Source organism: Moraxella sp. TY6, from assembly GCF_048551375.1.
Classification (GTDB): Bacteria; Pseudomonadota; Gammaproteobacteria; order Pseudomonadales; family Moraxellaceae; genus Faucicola.
The window spans coordinates 17,469-43,537 of the sequence record NZ_JBLYZJ010000018.1 but is presented as its reverse complement, the minus strand read 5'-3'; the positions used below and the strand labels follow the sequence as shown (position 1 = coordinate 43,537).

Here is a 26,069-nt window from a genome sequence, read left to right as displayed (position 1 = left end):
TATTCATTTGTCGGCTCTTAGTGACTTGCTTTTTTTTATAATACCTTGTTTTTATTGAAGTGCGTAACTTCAGTTATCAAATTAATCCCAGCCGTTGCCATTGCCCTATCAGCGTCAACTGCATTTGCAGGTCAAATGCCACAAGAAGACGGTGCAAAAGCCATGAAATCTGCTGTTAGCAAAAAAACGGTTAACGCCACTTGCTCAAACGGTACAAAAGTCAAAGTGACTTACGGCTTTAACCGTCAGGGCTTACCAACCTATGCACAGGCGTATTTAAACGGTAAAACTCGCTTTATGCCAGTCAACCTATACCGTACTGATGCAGTTGGTACAGTATTTGGTGATGATAACAACTTCAGCCTATACAGCGGTGTTATCACGAGCAAAAACTACCGTCAAGCTGTGAACATCCAAGACCCAGCTAGCGAATTTATTGGTAAAAACTGCCGTGTTCGTTAATTCTTTAACGTAAATCGAAAGCCAATAGCCCTATCGTATGATGGGGCTATTTTTTTGGTTGAAATCTTCATATTTCATAAATGTTTAACAGTAGGAGATTATTGCATACGCTCAAATTCCTTCCTTTAAAATGGGCGTAAACATTACGCCCCTACTACGTTACCGATTAGATTAATATAAAACCTACCGCCAATCACATGACGAAATCCTAGCAACGTGATAACATAACAAAAATTTTAATTTTGATAATGTAAGGTATATTTTATGAGCGATACAACCAACTTTTTACCACCCGAAGAGCAACTTAAACTGATTCGCCGTGGCACGCACGAAATCATTTCAGAAGATGATTTACTCAAAAAACTTAAACTAAACCGCCCTTTGCGTATCAAAGCAGGTTTTGACCCAACCGCCCCTGACTTACATCTAGGGCATACCGTACTTATCAACAAACTCAAGCATTTTCAAGACTTGGGGCATGAAGTATTATTTTTGATTGGTGACTACACCGCTCGCATTGGCGACCCGACAGGCAAAAACACCACTCGTCCACCGTTGACCCAAGAAGCGATTGACGAAAACGCCAAAACCTATAAAGAACAAGTATTTAAAATTCTTGACCCTGCCAAAACCCAAGTGATGTTTAACTCAGAATGGTTTGGCAAAATGTCGGCAGGCGATATGATTGGCTTGGCAAGTCAGCTTACGGTATCTCGTATGCTAGAACGTGATGACTTCTCAAAACGCTACGCCTCGCAAACGCCGATTGCAATTCACGAATTTTTATACCCATTGGTACAAGGTTACGATTCGGTGGCGATGAAAGCCGATGTCGAGCTTGGCGGTACTGACCAAACCTTTAACTTGCTGATGGGTCGCACCTTGCAATCTCGCTATGACCAAGAACCGCAAGTCTGTATCACCGTGCCGATTCTTGAGGGCTTGGACGGTGTCAATAAAATGTCAAAATCGCTCGGCAACTACATCGGTATCTACGACAGTGCAGGCTCAATGTACCAAAAAATCCTGTCAATGCCTGATAGCTTAATTGAGCGTTACTTTGAGTTATTGAGCTTTAAGCCGATGGAAGAAGTCGAAATTTTACTTAAAGAAATGGCGGACGGTCGCAATCCACAAGAGATTAAGCGTATCCTAGCGTTAGAGTTGATTGAGCGTTTTCATGATAAAGAGTCTGCCGAAAACGCCCATAAATCGGCAGGTAATCGCTTGGCGGATGGCGAGTTGCCTGTGGATTTGCCAGAAGTGACGCTAGAGAGCAATGGCGAGCCGATGTTCATTAGCCAAGTGTTAAACCAAGCAGGGTTGGTGAAAAACTCTGCCCAAGCTAAGGACTTTTTGAAAAATCAATCGGTGAAAGTGGATGGGGAAGTGGTTGATGCAGGGTTTTCACTCACTGCAGGGCAAACCGTGGTCATTCAAGCAGGGAAAAAAGCGTATGCCAAAGTGACGGTTAGCTAAATGACGTTTAATTTTCAACAAGAATACTTGGCGATATTATTGCCAAGTATCCCCGATGAATTAGCAGAGCTAAAAGAAGAATTAAGCGAATTTATCTATTGGGATGATTCGCAGTTTCAAGATGATTATCAAGCAAAAGATTCAATCAAATTTTTGGTCGAGCAGGGTTTACCACGCCAAGCTTCACCTTATTTAGGCTTTAAGAATTATCACCAATCTGACATTATGCAAATTCAGCAAAATAGCAATTTGCAAAGTCATCACTTCCCCATAGGTGCTGATGGTTCTGGCAATGTTATTTTTGTTGATATGGCAGATGGGCAAATTTACTTGAGTGACCATGATAATAATGATGAAGTAATTTTTATCAATAACTCACTTGAACAATTAGGAAAATGTATTTGTGGTTATGATAAAGGTTATAAATCATTGAAAGATTTGATGATGTATCAAGCGATTGATAATAAGATTGGTGAGCGTAGAGATTTTTGGCAGGTGGAACTTGCTGAAAAATCCTAGCAATTTAAAAATAGCACGGTTGAATAATGAAAGCAGTTTTTCTTGATAGAGCCACCTTTTCCGCAGATTTGGATTTACCCATGCCACAGGGTATTACCGATTACCAAGTCTATCCAAAAACGCCCAATGACCCAAACACCATCATTGAGCGTTGCCGTGATGCCGATATTATCATCACCAACAAAGTCGAATTAACCGCCGAAATCATCGAGCAATTACCCAAGCTCAAGCTGATTCAACTCACCGCCACAGGCATGAACAACGTGGACAAAGACGCTTGCGAGAGGCAAGGTATCGCCCTAAAAAATGTCGCAGGGTATGCCGTCAAAAGCGTACCAGAACATACCTTTATGCTGATACTCTCTGCCATGCGAGCGGTTCGCCATTACCATAATCAAGTGGTAAGCGGTAACTGGCAAGCCGATGGACGCTTTTGCCTATTGGACACGCCTTTGATTGACCTTGAGGGCAAGACACTCGGTATCATCGGCTATGGCACGATTGGCAAGCGAGTGGCTGAGATTGCCAAAGTATTTGGCATGAATGTGCTGATTGCCGAACATCAAGGCAAACTGCCAAGAAATAGCGACTACACCGCCTTTGATGAAGTATTAGCCAAATCAGATATCATCACGCTACATTGTCCATTGACTGATGATACACAACATCTGATTAATACCGATACGCTATCAAAAATGGCGAAAAAACCATTACTGGTAAATGTGGCACGAGGTGGCGTGGTGGAAAGCTTTGCCGTAGCACAAGCGGTGCAAGACGGTCAGCTTATGGGCTATGCCAGTGATGTGTTTGAATACGAACCGATGACGGATGATGACCCATTATTGAGCCTTGCTCATCATCCAAGGGTGATTTTCACCCCACATAATGCGTGGGGCAGTGTCAATGCTCAATTAAAATTGTGGGATATTGTGTGTGAGCAAGTGACGGATTTTATCAAAGCTTTTGGTAAGTAGGGAGGTGAGCATGATGGGAAGCAATCTTTCTTTTGATATGAGCCATAAGGCTTTATCGATACCATCAGATTTTTCTTTATCGTTGGCAGGTATTCGACTTGAGCTTTTGACATTAACGCATGAAGCAGATTTAATTATGGCTTGCCAAGATGGTAAATTATGGGAATTGCCTTATACCAGTACCCCCACGGTTGAGGGCGTGCATGATTACATTCTAAAAGCCCACAGTATGTCCGACCGTGTTGCCTTTGCAGTGATTGATGAAGCAAGTGGCAAAGCCATCGGCACGACCAGTTTTCACGATATTTTACCTGCCCCCAAACGCCTAGAAATTGGCTATACATGGTACGCTCAAAGCCATTGGCGTAGCCATGTCAACACCGCCTGCAAACTCATGCTTTTGACATACGCCTTTGAAACTTTACACTATCAGACCATTGGTTGGCGTACTGATATCCTCAACACTCGCTCACAGCAAGCGATTGAGCGATTGGGGGCAAAAAAAGACGGCACTATTCGTGGTAATCGCCTAAATAAAGATGGCATGATTTCAGATACCATGATGTATAGTATGAGTGCCGAAGTATGGCAAACCATCAAACCAAATTTAACCAAAAAATTGGGGTAATTATGAATAAACTACAATTTGAAGACCTTACCACAGGCACAGGCAAAACCGCTGTACGTGGGGCATTGATTACCGCCCATTACACAGGCTACCTTGCAGATGGTACGGTGTTTGACTCATCGCACCATCGAGGACAACCCTTTGAAGCCGTCATTGGCACAGGGCGAGTGATTAAAGGTTGGGATATCGGCGTATTAGGCGGTGAGTATGCCAAAGCCATCGGCTATGATACCCAAGTCGAAGACCCTGCCAATCTCACCCCCATGCAAATCGGTGGCAAACGCAAACTCATTGTACCTAGCCATCTTGCGTACGGTGAGCGAGCGGTTGGCAAAATCCCACCCAACTCGGATTTGACCTTTGAGATTGAACTGCTAGATGTTAAAACTCGTGATGAGTAAATTTATATCGCTTTTAATAATAAGTAACTGAACAAATTTAAATTATACTGAATTTTCCGTGGGTTACGCTTCGCTACCCCACGCTACAAGATTGAATATTATAAGATAATTCTGTTTCGGTACTTAAATAAAAATAAATAAACAGGTGAATGTGTGATATTACGCCGTTATATGACCCAGCAGGTACTCAGCAACACGTTGATTGTGCTGTTTTTTTTGATGATATTGATGTTGGGGGGTCGCTTGATACGTTACTTTGGCATTGCTGCTGAAGGACGGCTAGACGTTGGGCTATTGTTTTCGATTATTGGCTATAATTTGCCGACCTTTATGGAGCTGATTTTGCCATTGTCATTTTTCGTGGCATTGATGCTGGTACTAGGGCGTATGTATGTTGACCATGAGATGAGCGTACTATTTTCGAGCGGACAGAGCCGAGGGCGATTGACCCGTTTATTATTGCCATTGATATTGGGGCTGTTTGTATTTGAAGCAGGGATTAGCCTATGGGCAAAACCGTGGGGCGTGGCAAAAAGTGAAAAAATTTGGCAAAGTCAATCATTGGGCAGTGCCTTGGATTTGATTCGCTCCCAAACTTTTATTAGCAGTGGCGATTATCATCTGTACGTGGATAGTTTTGACAAAGATAAACGAGAACTCAAAAATCTGTATGTAATTCAAGACCGCCACGATGAGGCAGGCAATGCGTTAAACAAACAAGTCATCATCACCGCCCAACGTGCCATGCAAGTGGCGACCCACCCTGATGACCCCATGACCCAACTCGACTTGTATCAAGGTAGGCGTTATGAAATCAGTGCTGATAGCCAAGTGCATAATCAAGCCAGCTTTGCCCAATATCGCCTCAGCCTTGCCAAACCACCAATGGACACCATCAGTGAAGACAATATTGAAACCCAACCCACGTATAAACTATTGGATAACCTCAGCAAAACCGAAGTACAAGCCGAAGTCGGCTATCGCTTGAGTATGCCGTGGCTGATTGTGATTGCCACGTTATTGGCGACCCCATTGGCTCAAGTGCGTCCTCGTCAAGGGCGATGGTTACGCCTGTTACCGTCTATTTTGATTTTTGCCAGTTGTGCCATTGCGTTGATTTCACTCAAGACCGCCATTATCAAAAAACGTGTTGGCGTGGAGGGTTATGCGTGGTTGATTGTTGGCTTTATGCTCATGGGTTTGATAATGAATTGGCAAGGGCGAATTGCCCACCGTTTACGCTATCGTAGGCAAAAACTTACCAGCCCCAGTTCAGCACAAATGGGAGGTAACCCATGATTATCGCACGTTATGTCAAAAAACAAGCCCTGTTTGCCATCATTGGTGCGGTACTTGGGCTGTGGCTACTCAAATTGGTGTTTGAGTATTTAGCTGAACTTGATGGTTTGTCCGACCAATATACCTACCTTGATGCGTTGCGGTATATTGCCTACTCTGCCCCAGAAGCCTTGCAAAACTATATGCCGATTGGGGCGTTAATGGGGGCGGTGATTGGGCTGGGAATGCTTGCCAATCATAGCGAGCTGACTGTGATGCAAGCCTCTGGCTTAAGCCGTTTTAAAATCGTGGGTTGGATATTACAGCCTGCGATGTTATTTGTAATTTTGGGGTTATTGTTAAGCCAATTTGTACTCCCCACCACCAACCATTTGGCAAGACAACTGAAACAAGACAATCCGCTATTATCCAGCTCTATTAGTGGCTATTGGCAAAAACAAAACCAACAAATTGTCGCCATCGACTATGCCGATGCCACAGGGCAACTAAAAAATGTGCGAATTTGGGATTTGTCAAACACAGGTGAAGTCACTGCCATCACCCAAGCCAACACAGGTCGCTACCAACAAGGGCAACAATGGCAACTCATTGATGCCCAACGCCTACAAATCCAAGCCGATGGCACGACCCAAAAATCCGCCCTTGCCAGCCCCACTGTGGCACTGCCCATCGAACCACAGTCGATTTATTTATTGACTCGTAGCCCAGATGATATGTCGATTACCGAGCTTTGGCAACACCGTCAGTTTTTGGCTAAAGAACAACGCCGTTCTTTGGAGCATGAAGTGGCATTTTGGAAAAAAGTCCTATCGCCATTTGCGGTGCTATCGCTGGTATTGGTGGCGTGTTCGTTTGTATTTGGCTCGTTACGTAGCCAAAGTTTGGGCTATCGGATTGTAATGGCGTTGTTATTTGGTTTGGTGTTTAGTTATATTCAAGATTTGGTGGGATTTGTGAGTTTAAGCACAGGATTTTCACCCTTTATCATGGTGCTATTACCGATTGTGGTGAGTGCGTTATTAGGTGTGTATTTGATAAAAACGAAGAATTAATCAAACCCAAAAAGGTTTTGTAGGGGCGTAATGCTTACGCCCAATATGTCAAAGAAAGGTTTTTAATTTAATTCACGGTAATTATTTGATTTTAATATTAAAATAGCAACGTGCATCATGCGTACCTTGTTAAATTATCGTGAATTTGGGCGTATGCAATACGCCCCTACCGAACTGTTTTATTTCTAATTTAACCGATTATACATTTATATCAATTTTAGGACTTACGCATTTCCAAATCGTAGGTTGGGTAGAGCTTGCGATACCCAACAACTTGAATGGTTTATGTTGGGTGTCATGCTTCCACCCAACCTACACATGGCATTTTTGCGTAAGTCCTATTTATACCAGTTTATCCATTCACCGATTTTTCTACTTTACCCAAGTTTGGATATTTAATTGATAGCACGGCTGTCATCACCAACACGGTAGCGATAAAGCCCAGCGAAACCGCCATCGGCACATGAAACACGTCTAATAACAACATCTTCGCACCGATAAATACCAAAATCACGCTCAACGCATACGGCAATAAATGGAACTTATCCGCCAATCCAGACAATAAAAAGAACATCGCACGCAAGCCCAAAATCGCTAATAGATTCGCTGTCAACACGATAAAGGGGTCAGTCGTTACCGCAAAAATCGCAGGAATCGAATCCACCGCAAAAATCACATCCGATAACTCCACCAAAATCAATACCACCGCCAAGGGGGTAAAATATTTCACGCCATTTTTGACCACAGTGAATTTTTCGCCATTCATCTCATCGGTGACTTTTAGGCGTTTTTGCAAAAATTTATACAGTCCAGACTGTTTGGGGTCTTCTTGTTCATCGTGGTTTTGCCACATTTTTACCCCTGTATACAGTAAAAATGCCCCAAAAACATACAAAATCCAACTAAATTCAGCAACTAACCACGCCCCTGCAAAAATCATAATGGTACGCAAAATAATCGCCCCCAACACCCCGTACAATAGAATACGGCGTTGTAACGCAGGCGTGATGGCAAAGGCAGAGAAAATCATCAGCCACACAAACACATTGTCAATGGCAAGGGATTTTTCGAGTAAATAACCTGTAAAAAACTCACCGACTTTTTGGGTGGCTAACGCACTGCCGAAGTTTTGGCTGATATACCACCACAGCCCTGCCCCAAACAGCACCGACACGCCCACCCAAATCGCGCTCCAAATGCCTGCTTGCTTCATCGATACGGACGCACCGTCTTTGGGGGTTTTAAAGGTAAAAAAGTCCACCAACAGCAACACAGCGACAATCGCAAAAAACACCGCATACAGCATGGGGCTACCGATAGCAACGGCTTCTACCGCAGTCTTAGCAGGCACGCTAGCGGATAGCACGCCTGTGGATAATACACTGGCTAATAACATAAGATACTCCAACTCAATCAAATCTTTAATCTGAACCATTTGATAAGAATTGGGCAAAAGTGGTGTTTTAGATAGCAAAAAACCTTGACCAAACCTTATCAATACTGGCAAAACCGTATTTATAAAGTATAGTCAAGGTCTGGCTTACTGATTTGAGTTAATTATTTTATGACTCAAAAGAGCTGATTTACCGATGTTTGCAACAGGTGCAAGACATGGAATGACGATAAATCACAAACGGATAAGGTAAGAAGTTACTCCCCTTGAATGTGGCTATTGTAGCAAAAATTTTTTGCATTTTGTGTTAAAAAATCATCAATAACGTCAATATTTTGTAAAAATTCGCAAGTTTTTTGCAGTTTTTTGGGGTTTTGTGCGGTCATATATATAAATACCAATAGATGCTGACTTACCCCTTTTAGGCGATAGCTGAAATGGTGGCTTTCCGCTATAATTTGCTGACTCAATCAATCAAACACTTGTTAAGCCTACTTTTTGAGGCAATGTACCGTGGGTAATGCTTTGCTAATCCATGCTATCCAGTGATTCAAAAAGTGTTTTAACATAAAAAGGTTAAGATATGAAAACGCCCAAAAACTTGTCTGTCGCACTACTCGTGATGGGGGCAACCACCATGACCGCCCATGCGGATGTGACTGTGTATGCGGCCGCCAGTATGACCAATGCGTTAAATGCTATTAACCAATTATATGAACAACAATATCATAGCCGTGTCAAAACTTCGTATGCTGGCTCTGCCATGCTTGCCAAACAAATCGAGCAAGGGGCCCCTGCGGATGTGTTTGTGTCAGCGGATACCAGATGGTTAACTTATTTGGTGAATAAAGGTCGAATTTCACCAAAAAATGTTCGTAACTTACTTGGTAATGAGTTGGTGTTAATTGCCCCAAAATCTCGCCCCATCAAATCAGCAATTCGGATGGATAGCGGATTTAGCATCGCCAGTGTCTTGACAGGTAAGCTCTGTACAGGCAATACTGACAGCGTGCCTGTGGGACGTTATGCCAAACAGTCGTTGTTAAATCTCGGTTGGTGGCGGACGGTACAGCCACGTTTGGTCGAAACCGAAGATGTGCGAGGGGCATTAAATTTTGTCGATAGGGGCGAATGTCAGTTGGGTATTGTGTATGCCAGTGATGCCAAAATCAGCAAAAATACCCAAGTGCTAGGCACATTTCCCCAAAGCACCCATAGCCCCATCGTCTATCCCATCGGACTGGTGAAACAAACTGCCGAAGCCCAGCGTTATTATCAATTTTTACAAACCCCACAAGCCCAAGCCATCTACCGCCAATATGGTTTTGTGGTGCGATAAGCCATGTTTACCTTGCACCCTGATGAGCTAGAAGTCATTAAATTGTCGTATAAAGTGGCAAGCGTCAGCCTATTGCTGAATTTAATCCCTGCGATTGCGGTGGGTTGGCTATTGGCTCGCAAGGAGTTTTGGGGCAAGTCGCTATTTGAAACCTGTGTATTTTTGCCTTTGGTGCTACCGCCTGTGATTCCCGGTTATGTGCTGTTGCTGTTGTTCGGCAATCAAGGGGTAATTGGTCGCCATCTTGCTCCGTTGGGGCTAGAGTTTGCTTTTAATTGGAAAGGGGCGGTGTTGGCTTCGGCGGTGATGGGCTTTCCGCTGATGGTACAGTCCGTACGATTGGCGATTGAGTTGGTGGATAAACGCCTTGAATTGGTCGCTCAAACCTTGGGAGCAAGCCGTTGGCAGGCATTTTGGCAGGTGACATTACCGTTATCGTGGTCTGGGATTTGTATTGGGGCAATTTTGGCATTTTGTCGCAGTTTGGGCGAATTTGGGGCGACCATTACCTTTGTCGGTAATATTGAGGGCGAAACTCGCACCTTGCCATTAGCCATGTATAGCCTGTTACAACAGCCTGATAGTGATGTGGCGGTGTTTCGCTTGATGGGATTTTCGATTGCGGTGGCGTTTTTGGCGTTGTGGTTTTCGCAGTGGTATAACAAACGACAAACAAGGCGGTTAATGCGATGATTTTTGATTGCCAATTTGAAGTGAGCCTTGGTAAAAAACGGCTGGCGGTGGCGTTGCAGTCGGACAGTCAAGTAATGGGGCTGTTTGGGGCTTCTGGCACAGGCAAAACCAGTATTCTGCACACCCTTGCAGGGATTCATACGCCTAGCAAGGGGCGAATTGTGGTCAATGGGCAAACGTGGTTTGATGCGGATACCAAAGTCAACTTGCGTATGCAAAAACGCCGAGTGGGGTTGGTGTTTCAAGATGCCCAACTGTTTCCGCATAAATCGGTGATGGATAATTTGTTGTTTGGCTATCGCCATATTCATCAAACAGACAGGCATTTTGAGCCACAAGCAATTATTGATTTGCTTAAATTAAACCACCTAACCCAACGTATGCCGACCAAATTATCAGGTGGTGAAAAACAGCGTGTAGCATTAGGGCGAGCCTTGCTATATTCACCGAATTTATTGCTATTTGATGAGCCTTTATCGGCGTTAGACAGTGAGCATAAAGCAGAAATTTTGCCGTTTTTTCAGCAACTTATCACCACCACTGATATTCCGATGCTGTATGTTAGCCATGATAAAAGTGAAATTCAACAACTAACACAGACGGTGTATTATTTATGAGGTTTAATGATTATACACAAACGCATCAGCCAGTTGAGCAGGGCTTGAAATACTCACCTTTAAATCATTAATCAGCCCATCTTCCAGCCCATAAATCCAGCCATGTACCGCCAGTTTTTGACCTCGATGCCACGCATTCTGCACGATAGTGGTATGACAAACATTGGTCACTTGGCGTTTGACATTGATTTCACATAACAAATCGACTTCTTCTTCAAGCGTGAGGTTTTGGAACATGTCTTCATATTGGTATCGCATGCCTTTTAAGGCACGAAGCCAATTATCAATCAAGCCATATTCTTGATGCCCCAACGCCGCCTTGACCCCACCACAGCCATAATGCCCACAGACGATGATATGTTCGACTTTTAGCACTTCCACCGCATACTGCACCACGGACAATAAATTCATGTCGGTGGCAACCACCATATTGGCTACGTTGCGATGCACGAATAGCTCACCTGGCATCACGCCCACCACTTCATTGGCAGGGACACGGCTATCTGAGCAACCAATCCACAAGTATTTTGGGTGTTGCTGACTGGCAAGGCGAGGAAAATAGTCAGGGTCACGAGCTGTCAGAGATTCTGACCAAAATTGGTTATTGGCAAGTAGCTCATCGAGGGAATCGGTTTGGGTCATGGGAATATACTCAAAGAATATTGGCTATTGTTTCAATCTCCCCCAACCCCCTCTTTACGAAAGAGGGGGCTATACCTCCATAAATCAGACTAAAACGGAGGGGGAAGTCCCCCTTTTTTAAAGGTGAGGAATATATTCCGCAAGGGGGGATTAAAATTTACTGATTTATTATTAACACTGATAAATCACGAAAATTTTATATTACACACAAGTTATCTTAACAAACCCCAACCCTTTTACCCATGTATCAAAGGTGGCATAACTGACTGGCTAAAAGTAGTAGTTAGGGCGGTACGGTTGCTACCTTTGCATAATCGGCAAGCCTGTGGAAAGCCGTATAATGGAGAGTCCTTATAAAACGTAATGATGCCCCATGTCCGCTGATATTGATAAGCAACGCCCCTTATATCAACAACAACTGAGCCAACATCCCTTGCTGACGTTATTGCCGAATAGCGAGCAAGGGCAACAGGTTCGGCAGTTGTTATTGGGCAAAATGGGGCTGACGCATTATCGCAAAAACCAAACCATTTTTTTGCAACATGACCCTGTGAGTCATTTGTATTTTTTGTTGGAAGGGATGGTGAGTTGTCATCGGCAACTGCCAAATGGACAGGAATGTTTGATTCAATTGTATGATAAACCCAGTCTGCTCAATGAAAGCGTGCTTTGGCAATACGATACCGCTACCACCAATCAGTGGCAATCGCAGACTTCACATTATGCGGTGTCCAAACAACCGACCTCAAAACAGCTACAATTGCTACTCAATCGAGGCAATCTGCATCAACTCACCGCCAAAGCCACCCAACCCAGCGGACAGTCCACCGTGGTCGCCACCTTGCCTGTTAATGAGTATTTTCGCAGTATTGCCCAGTTTGAGCTAGGGGGATTGGTGACATGGTTTGCCAGTCAAGTCAGTCGCAGGCTATATCAGCATTTATTAAGCAGTGATTTATTGACCTTTCAAAATGCCCATGCCAAAGTGAGTTATTATTTATTGACCCACTTTGCCCCCCATCAGCCATTTCGGCTACCCACCACCCAAAAACAGCTTGCCAATCAATTGGGGCTACGCCCAGAAACCTTGAGCCGTACCTTACACGCCTTACAACAAAAAGGCTTGATTGAACGGCGTGATGAGCAGATTTGTTTGGTGGATATTGAGGGGTTGTTGGGGTTGGTGACGGTTTAATTAATCTAAGTTTTGGTTAGATGAATTATAAGCCATTGATATTAATATTATTTAAATCTCCCCCAACCCCCTCTTTACGAAAGAGGGGGCTATACCTCCATAAATCAGACTAAAACGGAGGGGGAAGTCCCCCTTTTTAAAAGGGGGATTTAGGGGGATTATATGGAAAATGCTAATATTTCTTATCTTGAGTTAATCTTTATTATTGCCTTTTTGGTTAAATTCACTCACCGCCCACACCGCCGCCTCAACTCGAGTACGCAGTCCGACTTTGCCCAAAATGTGTTTGACATGCACCTTCACGGTGGATTCGGCAATGCCCAATTTATTACCTATCATTTTGTTACTCAAGCCCTCAGCTATCATGTGCAGGACTTGTAGCTCTCGCTCGGTAAGGTCGTAGTTGCTTTCGGGTTTGGTGGGTTTTCGCATGGCTTGGGCAAGAATCGGAGCAAGGCTTGGGGTGATGACCAACTCATCTCGTAGGATTTTACGAATATCTTTGATGATGTCCTCGGGTTCCATGTCTTTAAGCAAATAGCCATCCACACCTTGCTCAAGGGCTTCTTGTACGTCTTTGCCACTGTCAGATACGGTGAATAGTAGCACTTTGGCATCAATTTCTAGTTCTCGGATTTTTTTGAGAGTTTCCAGTCCATTCATCACAGGCATATTATTATCGAGGACAATCAAATCCACGCTATTGTCTTTAAGATAATCAATGGCTTCTTGTCCGTTGTTGGCTTCAGCAACCACTTTGACATCGGTTTCAAAGCTTAATAAATCAATCAAACCTCGGCGAATCATGGGATGGTCATCGACCAACAATAGGCGAGCAGGGCTAGTAGCGGTGTAAATTTTTAGACTCATTAAAACTCCTTTTGTTGTATGTTTTTATAGAATGTAGGTTGGGTTGAGTATGCGAAACCCAACATTATCAACTTCGACCCAATCTACAGATATTACCAATTTGGGCGTATGCAATACGCCCCTACCTCATAAAATTTATTCGGAATGCTATTAGACTTCTTTCCAAGCTATGAACTATCATTAAAATTTGTTATTTAACCCCTCCCCAACCCTCCCCTTAACAGGGGAGGGAGCGGTTCTCCCCCTGCGAAGGGGGAGTTAGAGGGGGTATTGTCTCATTAATTTTTATTCAAATAAGGTCGGTAAAAATTTCACCGCCACGGCTGTGCCATGCGGTAATACATTGTCAATGTGAAAATCACCGCCAAGGTTATGGCTACGTTCTTGCATGATTTTTAGCCCATGATGTTGACGGTGGTCAAAGTCTGGGTTTAGTCCCACCCCATCATCTTGAACTCGTAAGATGACTTCGCCCTGTTGGTTTTGGGTAAGGCTGACATGCACGTGACTGGCGTGGGCATGGCGATTAATGTTGGATAAGGCTTCACGGCTGATTTGTAGCAGGTCAATTTGCTCACTGGCGGTAAGATTCAGGCTCATCAAACGATTGTCCAAATTCACCTTAAAATTGCCTTTTTCGGCAAATTCCTCACAGGCTTGAGCCAGTGCGGTGTCAAAACTGCCCTCGTCAATTTTGAGGCGAAAAGTCACCAACAATTCTCGCAATTGGCTATAAGCATCGTTTAGCCCATCTCGAGTTTGGTTCATCACTTGTTCGATACGCTGTTGTTGCTCACTGGCAGGCAGGTCAAATTGTTTGAGCAAATTGGCAAGTAAGGCAATTTGCATTTTGAGGTACGACAAGGATTGTGCCAATGAGTCGTGTAGCTCTCTGGCGATGGTGTTACGCTCTTCAAATAGTAGCAATTGATGTTCTTGTTCACGTTGACGTTGGGTAGCGAAGACCATCGCAATCAGATTAGTCAAAGTATTTAACAAGGCTTTTTCGTCAAAGGATGGCTCTGCGTCATGGCTGATGTTAATGAGCGGAATTTTATCCCCTTTAACAGGCACAACAGAAGCAGGGTTTGCTCTGACCACCAACAGCTCGCCCCATTCGATGGTTTGGCTGTGAATTGGATACACCCACGTATCCGCTCGGCGAAACTCACATTGCTCACAATGCCGTGGCTCGCACACATCTTGGGCATGCTGATGCTGGGTGCTGTGCAAAGCGATGGCATCTTTGGTCAACACATCGGCATGACGTAGGCATAAAGTCAAATGCAAATGTGGCATGACTTGCGAAAACTGCTCAATCAGCGTCTGTAGCTTGGGGTAAGTAATGGTCGCACTGCTCAATTCTTTGGCAAAATCATACAGCAATCGCAAGGCTTGGTTACTTTGGGTCAAGTGGTAAGTTTTGCGTTCGACTTGCTGTTCAAGGTGATTTTGATACAGCTCTAAGGTATGGGTCATCTCATTAAATGACGCACCCAACTCATTAAATTCCTCATAACCTGCGATATTCACCTGTACAGTCTCAAAGGATTTGCGTTGGCGAAATTGCTGGGTGGCTTGGCGAAGCTGTTGCACAGGTAACAACACATTTTGTTGTAGCTCATATAAACCGACAAACATAATTACCACCGTCAAAAGCAATGAGATGGTTTGTAGATTTTGTTGCCAAGTTTGGCGTTGTTCATTACGGGCTTGAATATGTTTGACCAATTCATCCACCTCATCAATGTATTGACTGGCTAACGGATAAAAACCTTGGCGATGATTGGTCAACAATAAAGGTGACAGTTGATGCGTCCACATCTGCTGAAGATGCTCAATTTGGCGTTGGATTTGGGGGTCATTATTGCCTTGGGACTGCTCATAATGACTGAGCGTGGTAAGGCGTTGTTGCATATCACTATTTAGCTGTGGGGCAATCGGCTGATTGGCATCAAGGGTCAAGGTTTTGTCGATATAATAAGGGGCTTGATAGTCACTTGCCAACAGATAATTCGCCCGATAAGTCGCCATACGAATCGAACCTGCGGTATTTACCGCATGGGCATCCGACTCAGCGACCCATGCCAACATACCGCTAAAAATTGCCGTCCCCAATGCCAAACCCATAATTAGCCACACCGCCAACCACGCTCGCACAGGGAGCGAATTGGCAAGGGCGATGCGAAAACGAGATTTTGGGGCGGATGTAGTCACGGCTATCCTTTATTATAAGAAATTTTAACCCCTCTACCTCTAAAAAGTTATTTTTTTGTGGTATGTCAAAAAAGGTAAGGGTAACGGCGTTTATTTTTATTAAATTATTGATTTATATCAAAATATTTTAATAAATCTATATCAAGCAACATACTACTTTGGAGGTAATAAGTGGTATTGTAAAGATTTTCACCCCAAAAAGTATTGATTTAAATCAATCAAATTTTATGCTTAGTTGCTTATGATAGTTCTATTAATGATATAACAAGTTTGTAACGTTTAGTAAATTGGTTAAAATATAACCATCTTACCACAACGTGCATCGCAATAGCAAAGTGGAGATTATCATGGCAAGTCTCAAAACAAAACAATATATGGTACTGACCTCATCCACCATCGCCTTTACCGTGTGTTTTATGATATGGATGATGTTTGCAGTATTAGGCATTCCCCTCAAAAAATCGTTAGGTCTAAGCGAAACTGAATTTGGCTTATTGACCGCTATTCCTGTATTGACAGGTTCACTGGTGCGTTTACCGATTGGACTGTTGACCGATAAATTCGGCGGTCGAATTGTGTTTTTTATCTTGATGTTAGCGACTGTGATTCCGATTTATTGTTTGTCGTATGCCACCGAATATTGGCACTTTTTGATTTTAGGTCTATTTGTCGGTTTGGCAGGCGGTTCGTTCACCGTGGGGATTGCGTATGTCGCCAAATGGTTTGAACCCCAAAATCAAGGCTTGGCGATGGGTGTGTTTGGTGCAGGGAATGCAGGCTCGGCACTCACCAAACTCATCGCCCCTAGCATCATCGCCATTAGCAGTTGGCAGTTGCTACCCAAAGTCTATGCGGTGATGATGTTGGTAACGGCGATTGGTTTTTGGTTTTTTACCTTTGACAATAAAGAACACCGCACCGCCAGTAATGCCAGTATCGGCAGTCAGTTAGCCGTGCTAAAAGACCCAGCCGTTTGGCGTTATAGTCAGTATTATTCGATTGTGTTCGGTGGCTATGTGGCGTTGGCGTTGTGGATGACCCACTATTATGTCGATGAATACGGCTTTAACCTCAAAACTGCAGCGTTTTTGGCAGCCTGTTTCTCGCTTCCCGGAGGCGTACTGCGTGCGTTGGGTGGTTGGTTATCAGACCGTTATTCGGCTCATACCGTGACTTGGTGGGTGCTTTGGGTATCCATGTTGATTCTATTCGTGTTGTCTTACCCACAGACTGACCTTGTGATTCAAACCGTGACTGGCGATAAAAGCTTCCATTTGGGGCTAAATTCAACCCTATTCACCGTGTTAATTTTTGCCCTCGGTATCACCTTTGCAATTGGTAAAGCCTCGGTATTCAAATACTTATCCGATGATTATAAACAAAACATGGGAGCGGTATCAGGCGTGGTCGGTTTGTTCGGTGGTCTAGGTGGCTTTATCCTACCCATTATGTTCGGTATGGCGGTGGATATCACAGGTGTGCGTAGCTCGGCATTTATGATTATGTTCGGTGTGGTGTGGGTGTCGCTTATTTGGATTTATATGAGTGAAGTGCGTCCAACGATGGAAAAAGGTCATAAAGAACAAATGGCGGTGAAAAAAGCTCAAGCATAAATAATAGACCAAACCCACAAGCTCATCTTGTGGGTTTTTTTATTTTAAACCATATCTACCCCCAAAGGATAATAATCCGCCTAAAACCTAGCCCTTGGCATAAGATTTTTTTTCTCAAAAAACCATTATGCTAACAAGGTAAAAAATCCTTTTGAGGCAAATCAAACGCACCCCAAGGGCATATTGGAGGCTCTTATGAACAACGAACTAAAAGGTGGTCGCCGTATTGACGATTGGCGACCTGAAGACGAAATTTTTTGGGCAAATGGTGGTAAACAGACCGCCACACGTAATTTATGGATATCCATTCCCAACTTACTACTGGCGTTCGCCGTGTGGGTGATTTGGTCGGTGGTCGTGGTGCGGATGCCAGACGCAGGCTTTCACTTTGACAAAGCCCAGCTGTCTTGGCTAACTGCCTTGCCTGCCTTGTCTGGGGCGACCTTACGGATTTTTTATTCGTTCCTTGTGCCGATTTTTGGCGGACGTAAACTCACCACCCTTGCGACCTTATCGCTCTTGATTCCAACCATTTGGATGGGCTTTGCATTGCAAGACCCAAATACCCCATTTGCCACCTTTGCTATCATCGCCTTATTGTGTGGGTTTGGTGGGGCGAACTTTGCCTCTAGTATGTCCAATATTTCGTTCTTTTATCCAAAATCACAACAAGGCACAGCGATGGGCTTAAACGCTGGTTTGGGTAATTTGGGCGTGTCGGTCATGCAGTTTTTAGTCCCTGCGGTGATTGGCGTGGGTATCTTTGGGGTGTTAGGCGGTGATGCCCAAACCACTGCCAAAGGCACGACCATGTATCTACAAAATGCAGGGTTTGTGTGGGTACCTTTGATTATCATAGCGGCTCTTGCGGCTTGGTTTGGCATGAATGACCTGTCGTCTGCCAAAGCGTCTTTTAAAGACCAGTCAGTGATTTTTGGTCGTCAGCAAAACTGGATTATGTGTATCTTGTACCTTGCGACTTTTGGTTCGTTTATTGGTTTTTCGGCAGCATTTCCGATGTTGATTAAACAATCCTTCCCAGATGTCAATCCGCTAAAATTGGCATTCTTAGGGCCTTTGGTCGGTGCGTTATTCCGTCCGTTTGGTGGTTGGCTTGCCGATAAATTAGGTGGTGCAAAAGTCACCTTGATTAATTATGGCGTGATGGCTTTGGCAGTGATGGCGGTGATGTATTTCCTAAAAGCAGGTAACTTTGCAGGGTATTTTGCGTGCTTTATGGTGCTATTTATCACCACTGGGATTGGTAATGGCTCGACTTTCCGTATGATTCCTGTGATTTTCCGTACATTCCATGAACGTCTTGGCGGTGCAGATTGGCAATTGAATGCTCGTAAAGAGTCAGCAGCCGTAGTTGGTTTTACCTCAGCCTTCGCATCCTATGGTGGTTTCTTTATCCCCAAAATGTTTGGTTCGGGTCTTGGAGCGAATGGCACATTTGTGACCTTGATTGTGTTTTATGTGATTTGTATGGTATTGACTTGGTGGTACTATAGTCGTAAAGGGGCTGAGTTCCCAAGCTAAATAACCTGAGTTCGGGTTAAGAAAAATTATAAGTCATTGATGTTTCTATCATTTAAATCTCCCCCAACCCCCTCTTTACGAAAGAGGGGGCTATACCCCCATAACTTAGACTAAAACGGTGGGCAAGTCCCCCTTTGAAAAAGGTGAGGAATATATTCCGCAAGAAGGGGATTTGTTTAAACTAGAAATAAGACAGTTTCGTAGGGGCGTATTGCATACGCCCAAAATTTTACAGTCTGATTTTTGATTTAATTCACTATAATCTGATTGTCCGTGGGTTACGCTGTCGCTAACCCACGCAACAAGATTGAATGTTATCATTATAGGATTTACGCAAAAGTGAAAAAAACGTTCGCCTTGAGCCTGTCGAAGGTTAACGTTAAAAATATATAAGCCCTATGACTGATAAATCTCTTTCAAAATTTCATCCGCCCCTTGTTCTAATAAGCTTTCCGCCACCACAATGCCCATCGCTTCGGCAATTTCGGCATTTTCCACGACATCATTAACCAACGCATTATGATGTTCCGCTTTTAGTAATACTTTACCATCCACACTGCCCACTCGCCCTTGTAGCCAAATTTGACTATCATTAATTTGGGCGAAGCCTGCAATCGGCACTTGGCAACCACCTTGTAAGTGGCGGTTCATCGCACGTTCGGCAAGCACACACAGACGGCTGACCTCGTGATTTAGTGGTTTTAGCAAGTCCAATACTTCGCTATCATCACTACGGCACTCAATCGCCAACGCCCCTTGCCCCACCGCAGGTAGGCTGATATCGGTGGCAAGTTCATGGCGGATTCGCTCGGTCAGCCCCAGTCGCATCAAGCCACTGGTCGCCAAAATAATCGCATCGTACTCGCCATCATCGAGTTTTGACAAACGCGTGCCAACATTACCACGCAAGCTGATAATCTCAAGGTCTGGGCGGTATTGCTGAATTTGGCATTGACGGCGTAGGCTTGATGTCCCGAGTTTTGCCCCTTGTGGTAGCTCATCTAGGCTTGCATAAAGGTTCGACACAAACGCATCGGTCGGCTGTTCACGCTCGCAATATGCCCCTAGCATCAAGCCTTCTGGTAATTCCATTGGTACATCTTTTAATGAGTGAACGGCAATATCCGCTCGTTTTTCATATAACGCTTGCTCTAGCTCTTTGACAAACAAGCCTTTACCACCGATTTTGGCAAGTGGGGTATCAAGGATTTTATCGCCTTTGGTGACCATGGTGACAAGGTTGATGGTCAAATGTGGATACAGAGTTTGTAATTCGGCTTGGATAAATTCGGCTTGCCATAAAGCAAGTGGGCTTTGGCGTGTGGCGATGTTAAGGGTCGTTAGCATAAAAAACTCGGGCAACTTGTTAAATGAGGGTGGTATAAAATACAAATAACATGAATTTTGGTAAGGACGTAAGCATTACGCCCCTACAAGGATAAATCTGAATTAAAAAAATGCCTAACAGGCAAGCTATTAGGCATTATATCATCAAATACAAATTAAGGTTGTCAGCGATTATAAGGTCTGAATTTTATCTCGAAGCATCGGCAAATGACGGCGACTGACCGCCAATTTATCATTCAAGCCTTTAAAACGCACTTGGTATTGCCCTTGGTCAATGGCTTCAAGCATTTCCAAATAATCAAGATTAATCAAGGCATTACGATGGACACGAAAAAACGCATCGCCAAATTCTTGCTCAAGCTCTTTGAGTGTTTCGTCAATCAATACCGTACCGCCTTTATGGCGTACTTGCACGTATTTTTGGTCAGCAGTAAAGAAGTAGATATCCGATAAAGGAATCAGCTCCACACCTCGATGGGTACGAGCAGCGATATGCTGACGCATCGGTTGGGCGGTGGGGTCTTCAAGACGGCGGATTTCATTGAGCTGGGCAGAGTTGAGTGTTGAGGCACGATTAAGGGCTTCAACCAACTCTTCTTTATTAGCAGGTTTGAGCAAATAGCCAATCGCATGTGACTTAAAGGCAGCAATTGCATAGTGGTCATAAGCTGTAACAAAGATGATGGCAGGGGGGTTATTGAGTTCGTTTAATTCTTTTGCTGCTCGAATACCGTCCATCTCTGGCATACGGATATCCAGCAACACCACGTCTGGCGTGGTTTCTTTAACTTTTGCAATGACTTCGATACCTGTCATTGCTTGTGCTACTACCTCATGCCCCTCCTCACGAACAATGCGTGTCAAGCGTTCACGTGCGAGTGGCTCATCGTCACACACCACAACTCTCATGTTACTTCTCCTTATTTTCATTAAGGCATTTACTATGTTTATTTTAGTTAGACTTAATACAATCTATCACAAGGATGAGTAGCTGACTAACATAAATAGGGTGGTATAAAAAAGGAAAAACAACCGACTATCGCCAAGATTCCACCGTTAAAACTTATTACACTACCGCTTATTTTTTACCCATTCACTAATGTGACAATGATATATTCCTAATATAGCATATATTGGCTCAAAATTATGCTAATTAATATAGCCAAAACAAAAAAAATCGCTTAAATAAAAAATAGCTTAACACAGTATCAACATAAGTCACTGTAGGTGACGTTAAAACGCAACGTCTTTTAGAGGATAGCGAATTTGTGTGACCAATCCTTGCTCAGTATAAACATAACCTATACTGGATTTTTCACCATAAAATTGGCGTAACACCTCTAGCTGATTATTAAACATCAGCTTTTGTTGTATATTATCATAAATCACTTGGAGATTACTATTAGGAATACTGGTAATCACATCAATTGCGACCATGTCATTTTCCCAGTGAATCGCTATTTTTAGATTGATGGCTTCCGTGGTCATCTCCACCACATTTACAATCATTTTTTCGATGACTAGCTGTAACGTTAATGAAGCGATGACCATATCATACAGTAAGTCTTCATCAGGCAATACCCAGCTAATTTTGAGTTTATTACTAAAACGATATTTTTCGATGGTCAAATAATCTTCACATAATTCAATTTCATCCAACAATGCCACCTCTCGAATCTCTTCAAAACTCGCTCGATACAGGGCGGACACACAGCGAATCATATTTTCTGCTTCGATGGGGTCATCTTCGACTAAATACTGCATGGTATTGAGCATGTTAAAGAAAAAATGTGGGGTAATACGTGCTTTGAGCTGTTCGTTCTGCTCAATCAATTTTCGGCGGTATAAGCTTTGTACACTAACAATGTGGTTATACTGAATACGAAAATAAACACTAAGCAACCCTATCATTAACAAGCTCAGAAACGTGTTCAACACCACTTGAGCAACCAACTCCCATAAAGCTAAGTCATAGTCCAAAGTCGCTTGCAATATCCAACGTGCGACTAAGGTCATTATTGGGGTAATAAATAGCCCTGCTAATAACACCTCACGGGTAATTTGACCACTGTTATAGTTATATCTATCAAATTTGGGAATTGAAAAATGCACATACAGTAAGATGCTCCCCACAACGGACATTGCCATCACAAATGTTTCGATGATTTCTTTAAATACTGCTTGTATATCGTTAAAATGTCCAATTTGTAGCACGACCGATAAAAACACATAAAAAACCACCAACCCCAGCCAAAATAAAATCGCATATCGGTCATTAAAGGTGGGTAAAAAGAATTTTTTGCCCAATGGTTGATTCATCAGTTGTGGGGCGTTTGGGTTTGCGTTACTATGTTTGTCAAATTTACTTGTTAAAAATTTCGGCAATGGTAGTAATGGAGTTTTATGCGGTACGGTCATTGCTACCTCAAAGTCTGAGCCTTAGCCAAAGGAATCTATTATGGAATCATCTATTATTCCCCATCATACTACAAGCCCTTCTACTGCGTCTAGCACACCAACAAATCAAAACACCTCGTCCAGTATGTGGGGCGGGCGTTTTAGTGAAGCCACTGACAGTTTTGTTGCAGAATTTACCGCCTCGGTGAATTTTGACAAACGCTTTGCCAATCAAGACATTGCAGGCTCAATCGCCCATGCCACCATGCTTGCCAAAGCAGGGATTTTGACCGAAGATGAAAAAACCCAAATTGTGGATGGGCTAAATCAAGTCAAACAAGAAATCGCTGATGGCAAATTTGTCTGGTCGGTGGCGTTAGAAGACGTGCATATGAATGTTGAATCACGACTCACCGCTCTGATTGGTGATGTCGGCAAAAAACTCCATACAGGGCGTAGCCGTAACGACCAAGTTGCGACTGATATCCGTCTATACTTGCGTGACCAGACTGACATTATTTTGGGCTTGCTAAAACGCCTACAAAACGGCTTACTGGAACTCGCCAGCCAGCATACCGACACCATCATGCCCGGATTTACCCATTTACAGACCGCACAGCCTGTCAGCTTTGGGCATCATGTGATGGCGTGGTTTGAGATGCTCATGCGTGATAGCGAACGCTTTCTTGATGGACGTAAACGGATTAATCAAATGCCACTCGGTTCGGCAGCGTTGGCAGGGACGACCTATCCGATTGACCGTCCATTTACCGCACAGCTTTTGGGCTTTGAGGGAATTTGTCAAAATTCACTGGATGCCGTGTCTGACCGTGATTTTGCCATTGAATTTGCCAGTACCGCCAGTATTTTGATGATGCACCTATCTCGCATGAGTGAAGAAATCATCTTGTGGATGTCGGCTCAATTTGGCTTTGTGCAAGTGCCTGACCGCTTCTGCACTGGCTCAAGCATCATGCCACAAAAGAAAAACCCAGACGTGCCAGAGTTGGTGCGTGGTAAGGCATCACGAGTGTTTGGTGATTTGGTAACGCTATTAACCTTGATGAAAAACCAACCACTTGCCTACAATAAAGACAACCAAGAAGACAAAGAACCACTATTTGATGTGGTCGATACGCTGACTGGTTCGTTGCTTGCATTTGGTGATATGTTGCCAAATCTTGTGCCAAACAAAGACGCTATGCGGTCTGCCACCATGAAAGGCTATGCCACAGCAACTGATTTGGCGGATTACTTGGTGCGTAAAGGCTTGCCATTCCGTGATGCCCATGAAGTCGTGGGTAAAGCAGTTGGTTTAGGCGTGGCGAAAGGCGTGGATTTAAGCGAATTATCATTGGCAGAGTTGCAGGGCTTTAGCAGTCTGATTGGTGATGATGTGTTTGAATATTTGACCCTTGAAGGTTCATTAAATGCTCGTAACCATATTGGTGGTACAGCTCCTAATCAAGTCAAAATGGCAATTGAGCGTGGGCGTGAGCGTATGGAGCATCTTAGGTAAAAAACGCCAAATACCCAAACAGTTAAAAGGTTTAATTCGCACTTGTGGCGATATTTTTGATATGTCAGAAAGCTACCAAGAATGGAAATATTTTGAGCATTAAATTAACATATAAAGTAGCGATAGGCTTACGAGTTATTGTTGAGTAAAGTAGGGTGGGTTAGCCGTCTTTTTGGCGTAACCCACCAATTTAAATAACCTGAGTTCGATATAACAAACGCCATTATTATTGATAAACCTATGATTTTTAAAATAGTTTAAATTCGTAAGGTGCGTTTTACGCACCATTCAAAATCAATATCTTCAATAGGTGCGTATGACGCACCTTACCTTTAGAATATTTTATTTTAAATCACATGATTGCGTAAAATCTTACACCGAACTGAGGTTAAATACGAAAATAGCCATACTTAGAAAATTCTATTTAAAGAATTTTCTCTTACGAAGCTAAAACTATTTTCCTACGGCACATTGCAACAAGAAAACGTCCAAATGGCAACATTTGGGCGTTTATTAATGGGTGAAAAATCCCTCTAATCGGCTATCCATAATCCTATGACACGGCTTGCATGAGGTGTTACAAGACCATCCGCATTAAAGACGCATAAACGACCGATTCAATACAAGAAAAACCGCCATTTTTTGGTATAATTTGTCCTAAATTACTGTGAAGAAAACCATCAAGGAAACCGTCATGCAAACTTACAACCCAGCCGACCACATGGTCATGTGTCGTAAATACCAACAAAACTTACCCAAATTACCAACACCACCGTTTCCAAATAAATTGGGCGAGGAAATCCAAAATACCGTATCTGCCAAAGCATGGCAAGAATGGCTCGAACATCAAACCATGCTAATTAACGAAAATCACCTTAGCATGATAGACCCAGAAGCCAAAAAGTTTTTGACCGAACAACGCAACAAATTCTTGGACAATGCCGACTACGAACGCCCAAAAGGTTGGACAGCCCAAAAATAAATGCCTTAGAACTGACGCATTTTCATCGAATGTAGGTTGGGTTGAGCGTGCGAAACCCAACGTTATCAAAAGTTATGTCATAGATTGATAATGTTGTAGGGGCGTATTGCATACACCCAATCTTTAAAGTTTTAAACAGGGCGTAAACATTACGTCCTTACCTAAAACCCTTTGACAACAAAAAACCCCAAACTTTTCAGCGTGGGGTTGATGATTTTAAATTGATGAATGGTGGCGTGGGGCAGGATCGAACTGCCGACACACGGATTTTCAATCCGTTGCTCTACCGACTGAGCTACCGCGCCATAAGGTGATAAAAATTAGATACAATCTAAATTTTTATATCGCTCATCAATGAGGCGTTATTAAACTAAAAAACGCCGTCCCTGTCAAGTATTATTTATCAAAAATGTGAAAAAAGTTGTTTTTAGCGGTTTTTTACAACAATTCATACATGGCGAGGACACGGTGAATCGCCCCACAGCCTGCTATAAAGTGACGAATGCCTTTTTTACGTTCGATGTCGGTGACTTGTTTGATGAATTTGGCAGAGATGCTTCGCCCTCGGTTAGCAGGGTGTACCACAATATATTGCAAGCGTTTTGTATCAGTCTGCCCATCGTCAAAACAGCCAATGGCACAGATGGGCTTGCCGTTAAACATACCCAAATATAACAAGTTACCTTTGGCGAGGCTCTTTTCAAATAAAGCGATGGCTTCGCTTCCTGTGGTAAATTCTGGGCTGGTGTCGTAGAGTTTTTCGATTCGCAGGGTCAGTTTTGGGTCGTCTTGGGCAAGTGGGTTTTGCTCAAAATGGCGAATGGCGGTGCTTTCTAGGGGCATGGGGATTCTCGTGGGGTGGTTTTTGAATATTAAATCCAATCAAAAT

General features: G+C 43.4%; 24 protein-coding genes and 1 tRNA gene. 16 read left to right on the top strand and 9 right to left on the bottom strand.

Annotation, left to right across the window (positions count from 1 at the left end):
• Window positions 1-54 precede the first annotated feature (54 nt).
• From ACK1U4_RS10985 to lptG, 8 genes are all read left to right on the top strand, one after another.
• On the top strand, window positions 55-462 hold the full coding sequence (locus ACK1U4_RS10985) for a spore coat protein U domain-containing protein (protein WP_419401704.1): 408 nt from the start codon (window positions 55-57) through the stop codon (window positions 460-462).
• Window positions 463-726: 264 nt separating this feature from the next.
• On the top strand, window positions 727-1,941 hold the full coding sequence (gene tyrS, locus ACK1U4_RS10980; RefSeq protein WP_419401705.1) for a tyrosine--tRNA ligase: 1,215 nt from the start codon (window positions 727-729) through the stop codon (window positions 1,939-1,941).
• Entirely contained in the window at window positions 1,942-2,460 is a 519-nt protein-coding gene (locus tag ACK1U4_RS10975; protein WP_419401706.1) for a hypothetical protein, read from the top strand.
• Window positions 2,461-2,486: 26 nt separating this feature from the next.
• Window positions 2,487-3,434, top strand: a complete 948-nt coding sequence (locus ACK1U4_RS10970) for a D-2-hydroxyacid dehydrogenase (RefSeq protein WP_419401707.1) — start codon at window positions 2,487-2,489, stop codon at window positions 3,432-3,434.
• A 13-nt stretch (window positions 3,435-3,447) separates the two neighbouring features.
• Window positions 3,448-4,062: a GNAT family N-acetyltransferase gene (locus ACK1U4_RS10965; RefSeq protein WP_419401737.1), complete on the top strand. Its 615-nt coding sequence runs from the start codon at window positions 3,448-3,450 to the stop codon at window positions 4,060-4,062.
• Window positions 4,062-4,463 (top strand): FKBP-type peptidyl-prolyl cis-trans isomerase, encoded by a 402-nt coding sequence (locus ACK1U4_RS10960; RefSeq protein ID WP_419401738.1) that lies wholly within the window; start codon window positions 4,062-4,064, stop codon window positions 4,461-4,463. The genes ACK1U4_RS10965 and ACK1U4_RS10960 overlap by 1 nt, the downstream gene beginning before the upstream one ends.
• 153 nt (window positions 4,464-4,616) lie before the next feature.
• Window positions 4,617-5,762 carry an LPS export ABC transporter permease LptF gene (gene lptF, locus ACK1U4_RS10955; RefSeq protein ID WP_419401708.1) on the top strand — a complete coding sequence of 382 codons (1,146 nt, stop codon included), beginning with the start codon at window positions 4,617-4,619 and terminating at the stop codon, window positions 5,760-5,762.
• A complete protein-coding gene (lptG, locus tag ACK1U4_RS10950; RefSeq protein WP_419401709.1) occupies window positions 5,759-6,814 on the top strand; it encodes an LPS export ABC transporter permease LptG in 1,056 nt (351 codons plus the stop codon). The genes lptF and lptG overlap by 4 nt, the downstream gene beginning before the upstream one ends.
• Window positions 6,815-7,166: 352 nt before the next feature.
• On the opposite strand, the gene ACK1U4_RS10945 is transcribed toward lptG, so the two are convergent.
• On the bottom strand, window positions 7,167-8,120 hold the full coding sequence (locus tag ACK1U4_RS10945) for a TerC family protein (protein WP_419401739.1): 954 nt from the start codon (window positions 8,118-8,120) through the stop codon (window positions 7,167-7,169).
• A gap of 670 nt (window positions 8,121-8,790) precedes the next feature.
• Here ACK1U4_RS10945 and modA point away from each other — a divergent pair.
• Genes modA through ACK1U4_RS10930 form a run of 3 tightly spaced genes read left to right on the top strand, consistent with a single transcriptional unit; the run spans window position 8,791 to window position 10,856 of the window.
• The gene (gene modA, locus ACK1U4_RS10940) at window positions 8,791-9,546 is read left to right on the top strand and encodes a molybdate ABC transporter substrate-binding protein (RefSeq protein ID WP_419401710.1); all 756 of its coding nucleotides are present in this window, start codon (window positions 8,791-8,793) and stop codon (window positions 9,544-9,546) included.
• 3 nt (window positions 9,547-9,549) lie between these two features.
• Window positions 9,550-10,239 (top strand): molybdate ABC transporter permease subunit, encoded by a 690-nt coding sequence (gene modB / locus ACK1U4_RS10935; protein ID WP_419401711.1) that lies wholly within the window; start codon window positions 9,550-9,552, stop codon window positions 10,237-10,239.
• The gene (locus ACK1U4_RS10930) at window positions 10,236-10,856 is read left to right on the top strand and encodes an ATP-binding cassette domain-containing protein (protein WP_419401712.1); all 621 of its coding nucleotides are present in this window, start codon (window positions 10,236-10,238) and stop codon (window positions 10,854-10,856) included. Before modB ends, ACK1U4_RS10930 begins: the two co-directional genes overlap by 4 nt.
• 3 nt (window positions 10,857-10,859) lie before the next feature.
• On the opposite strand, the gene can is transcribed toward ACK1U4_RS10930, so the two are convergent.
• Window positions 10,860-11,498: a carbonate dehydratase gene (gene can, locus ACK1U4_RS10925; RefSeq protein WP_419401713.1), complete on the bottom strand. Its 639-nt coding sequence runs from the start codon at window positions 11,496-11,498 to the stop codon at window positions 10,860-10,862.
• 373 nt (window positions 11,499-11,871) lie between these two features.
• Between can and ACK1U4_RS10920 the strand changes: the two genes are divergently transcribed.
• Complete coding sequence (locus tag ACK1U4_RS10920; protein ID WP_419401714.1) at window positions 11,872-12,693, top strand: Crp/Fnr family transcriptional regulator; 822 nt, start codon at window positions 11,872-11,874, stop codon at window positions 12,691-12,693.
• A 192-nt stretch (window positions 12,694-12,885) separates the two neighbouring features.
• Here ACK1U4_RS10920 and narL read toward each other — a convergent pair whose 3' ends face one another.
• Both narL and ACK1U4_RS10910 read right to left on the bottom strand, forming a co-directional pair.
• Window positions 12,886-13,563, bottom strand: coding sequence for a two-component system response regulator NarL (gene narL / locus ACK1U4_RS10915; RefSeq protein ID WP_419401715.1), 678 nt, complete (start codon window positions 13,561-13,563; stop codon window positions 12,886-12,888).
• A gap of 285 nt (window positions 13,564-13,848) precedes the next feature.
• Entirely contained in the window at window positions 13,849-15,780 is a 1,932-nt protein-coding gene (locus ACK1U4_RS10910; RefSeq protein ID WP_419401716.1) for a histidine kinase, read from the bottom strand.
• Window positions 15,781-16,154: 374 nt separating this feature from the next.
• On the opposite strand from ACK1U4_RS10910, the gene ACK1U4_RS10905 reads away from it, so the two are divergent.
• Together ACK1U4_RS10905 and ACK1U4_RS10900 are read left to right on the top strand one after the other, a co-directional pair.
• The gene (locus ACK1U4_RS10905; RefSeq protein ID WP_419401740.1) at window positions 16,155-17,393 is read left to right on the top strand and encodes an MFS transporter; all 1,239 of its coding nucleotides are present in this window, start codon (window positions 16,155-16,157) and stop codon (window positions 17,391-17,393) included.
• A gap of 195 nt (window positions 17,394-17,588) precedes the next feature.
• Window positions 17,589-18,935: a NarK family nitrate/nitrite MFS transporter gene (locus tag ACK1U4_RS10900; RefSeq protein ID WP_419401717.1), complete on the top strand. Its 1,347-nt coding sequence runs from the start codon at window positions 17,589-17,591 to the stop codon at window positions 18,933-18,935.
• A 396-nt stretch (window positions 18,936-19,331) separates the two neighbouring features.
• Here ACK1U4_RS10900 and hemC read toward each other — a convergent pair whose 3' ends face one another.
• The 3 genes from hemC to ACK1U4_RS10885 all read right to left on the bottom strand — a co-directional run bounded on the left by hemC (window position 19,332) and on the right by ACK1U4_RS10885 (window position 22,700).
• Entirely contained in the window at window positions 19,332-20,282 is a 951-nt protein-coding gene (gene hemC, locus ACK1U4_RS10895) for a hydroxymethylbilane synthase (protein WP_419401718.1), read from the bottom strand.
• A 171-nt stretch (window positions 20,283-20,453) separates the two neighbouring features.
• A complete protein-coding gene (locus ACK1U4_RS10890) occupies window positions 20,454-21,191 on the bottom strand; it encodes a LytR/AlgR family response regulator transcription factor (RefSeq protein WP_419401719.1) in 738 nt (245 codons plus the stop codon).
• Between the two features lie 324 nt (window positions 21,192-21,515).
• Entirely contained in the window at window positions 21,516-22,700 is a 1,185-nt protein-coding gene (locus ACK1U4_RS10885) for a histidine kinase (protein WP_419421671.1), read from the bottom strand.
• 124 nt (window positions 22,701-22,824) lie between these two features.
• Between ACK1U4_RS10885 and argH the strand changes: the two genes are divergently transcribed.
• Entirely contained in the window at window positions 22,825-24,198 is a 1,374-nt protein-coding gene (argH, locus tag ACK1U4_RS10880) for an argininosuccinate lyase (RefSeq protein WP_419401741.1), read from the top strand.
• Between the two features lie 694 nt (window positions 24,199-24,892).
• Window positions 24,893-25,180, top strand: a complete 288-nt coding sequence (locus tag ACK1U4_RS10875) for an oxidative damage protection protein (RefSeq protein ID WP_419401721.1) — start codon at window positions 24,893-24,895, stop codon at window positions 25,178-25,180.
• A gap of 229 nt (window positions 25,181-25,409) precedes the next feature.
• Here ACK1U4_RS10875 and ACK1U4_RS10870 read toward each other — a convergent pair.
• Together ACK1U4_RS10870 and ACK1U4_RS10865 are read right to left on the bottom strand one after the other, a co-directional pair.
• Window positions 25,410-25,485 (bottom strand) — tRNA-Phe (locus tag ACK1U4_RS10870).
• A 133-nt stretch (window positions 25,486-25,618) separates the two neighbouring features.
• The gene (locus ACK1U4_RS10865) at window positions 25,619-26,023 is read right to left on the bottom strand and encodes a GNAT family N-acetyltransferase (RefSeq protein WP_419401722.1); all 405 of its coding nucleotides are present in this window, start codon (window positions 26,021-26,023) and stop codon (window positions 25,619-25,621) included.
• Window positions 26,024-26,069: the final 46 nt, after the last annotated feature.

Excerpts from the sequence above, each read along its gene's own strand:
- ACK1U4_RS10885 (WP_419421671.1), bottom strand. The coding sequence starts at position 22,700 with ATGACCGTACCGCATAAAACTCCATTACTACCATTGCCGAAATTTTTA.
- ACK1U4_RS10920 (WP_419401714.1), top strand. The coding sequence starts at position 11,872 with ATGTCCGCTGATATTGATAAGCAACGCCCCTTATATCAACAACAACTG.
- ACK1U4_RS10970 (WP_419401707.1), top strand. The coding sequence starts at position 2,487 with ATGAAAGCAGTTTTTCTTGATAGAGCCACCTTTTCCGCAGATTTGGAT.
- modA (WP_419401710.1), top strand. The coding sequence starts at position 8,791 with ATGAAAACGCCCAAAAACTTGTCTGTCGCACTACTCGTGATGGGGGCA.
- ACK1U4_RS10965 (WP_419401737.1), top strand. The coding sequence starts at position 3,448 with ATGGGAAGCAATCTTTCTTTTGATATGAGCCATAAGGCTTTATCGATA.
- ACK1U4_RS10875 (WP_419401721.1), top strand. The coding sequence starts at position 24,893 with ATGCAAACTTACAACCCAGCCGACCACATGGTCATGTGTCGTAAATAC.
- ACK1U4_RS10975 (WP_419401706.1), top strand. The coding sequence starts at position 1,942 with ATGACGTTTAATTTTCAACAAGAATACTTGGCGATATTATTGCCAAGT.
- ACK1U4_RS10930 (WP_419401712.1), top strand. The coding sequence starts at position 10,236 with ATGATTTTTGATTGCCAATTTGAAGTGAGCCTTGGTAAAAAACGGCTG.
- ACK1U4_RS10900 (WP_419401717.1), top strand. The coding sequence starts at position 17,589 with ATGAACAACGAACTAAAAGGTGGTCGCCGTATTGACGATTGGCGACCT.
- ACK1U4_RS10905 (WP_419401740.1), top strand. The coding sequence starts at position 16,155 with ATGGTACTGACCTCATCCACCATCGCCTTTACCGTGTGTTTTATGATA.
- narL (WP_419401715.1), bottom strand. The coding sequence starts at position 13,563 with ATGAGTCTAAAAATTTACACCGCTACTAGCCCTGCTCGCCTATTGTTG.
- argH (WP_419401741.1), top strand. The coding sequence starts at position 22,825 with ATGTGGGGCGGGCGTTTTAGTGAAGCCACTGACAGTTTTGTTGCAGAA.
- ACK1U4_RS10945 (WP_419401739.1), bottom strand. The coding sequence starts at position 8,120 with ATGCTGTATGCGGTGTTTTTTGCGATTGTCGCTGTGTTGCTGTTGGTG.
- can (WP_419401713.1), bottom strand. The coding sequence starts at position 11,498 with ATGACCCAAACCGATTCCCTCGATGAGCTACTTGCCAATAACCAATTT.
- ACK1U4_RS10890 (WP_419401719.1), bottom strand. The coding sequence starts at position 21,191 with ATGAGAGTTGTGGTGTGTGACGATGAGCCACTCGCACGTGAACGCTTG.
- lptG (WP_419401709.1), top strand. The coding sequence starts at position 5,759 with ATGATTATCGCACGTTATGTCAAAAAACAAGCCCTGTTTGCCATCATT.
- modB (WP_419401711.1), top strand. The coding sequence starts at position 9,550 with ATGTTTACCTTGCACCCTGATGAGCTAGAAGTCATTAAATTGTCGTAT.
- hemC (WP_419401718.1), bottom strand. The coding sequence starts at position 20,282 with ATGCTAACGACCCTTAACATCGCCACACGCCAAAGCCCACTTGCTTTA.
- tyrS (WP_419401705.1), top strand. The coding sequence starts at position 727 with ATGAGCGATACAACCAACTTTTTACCACCCGAAGAGCAACTTAAACTG.
- ACK1U4_RS10865 (WP_419401722.1), bottom strand. The coding sequence starts at position 26,023 with ATGCCCCTAGAAAGCACCGCCATTCGCCATTTTGAGCAAAACCCACTT.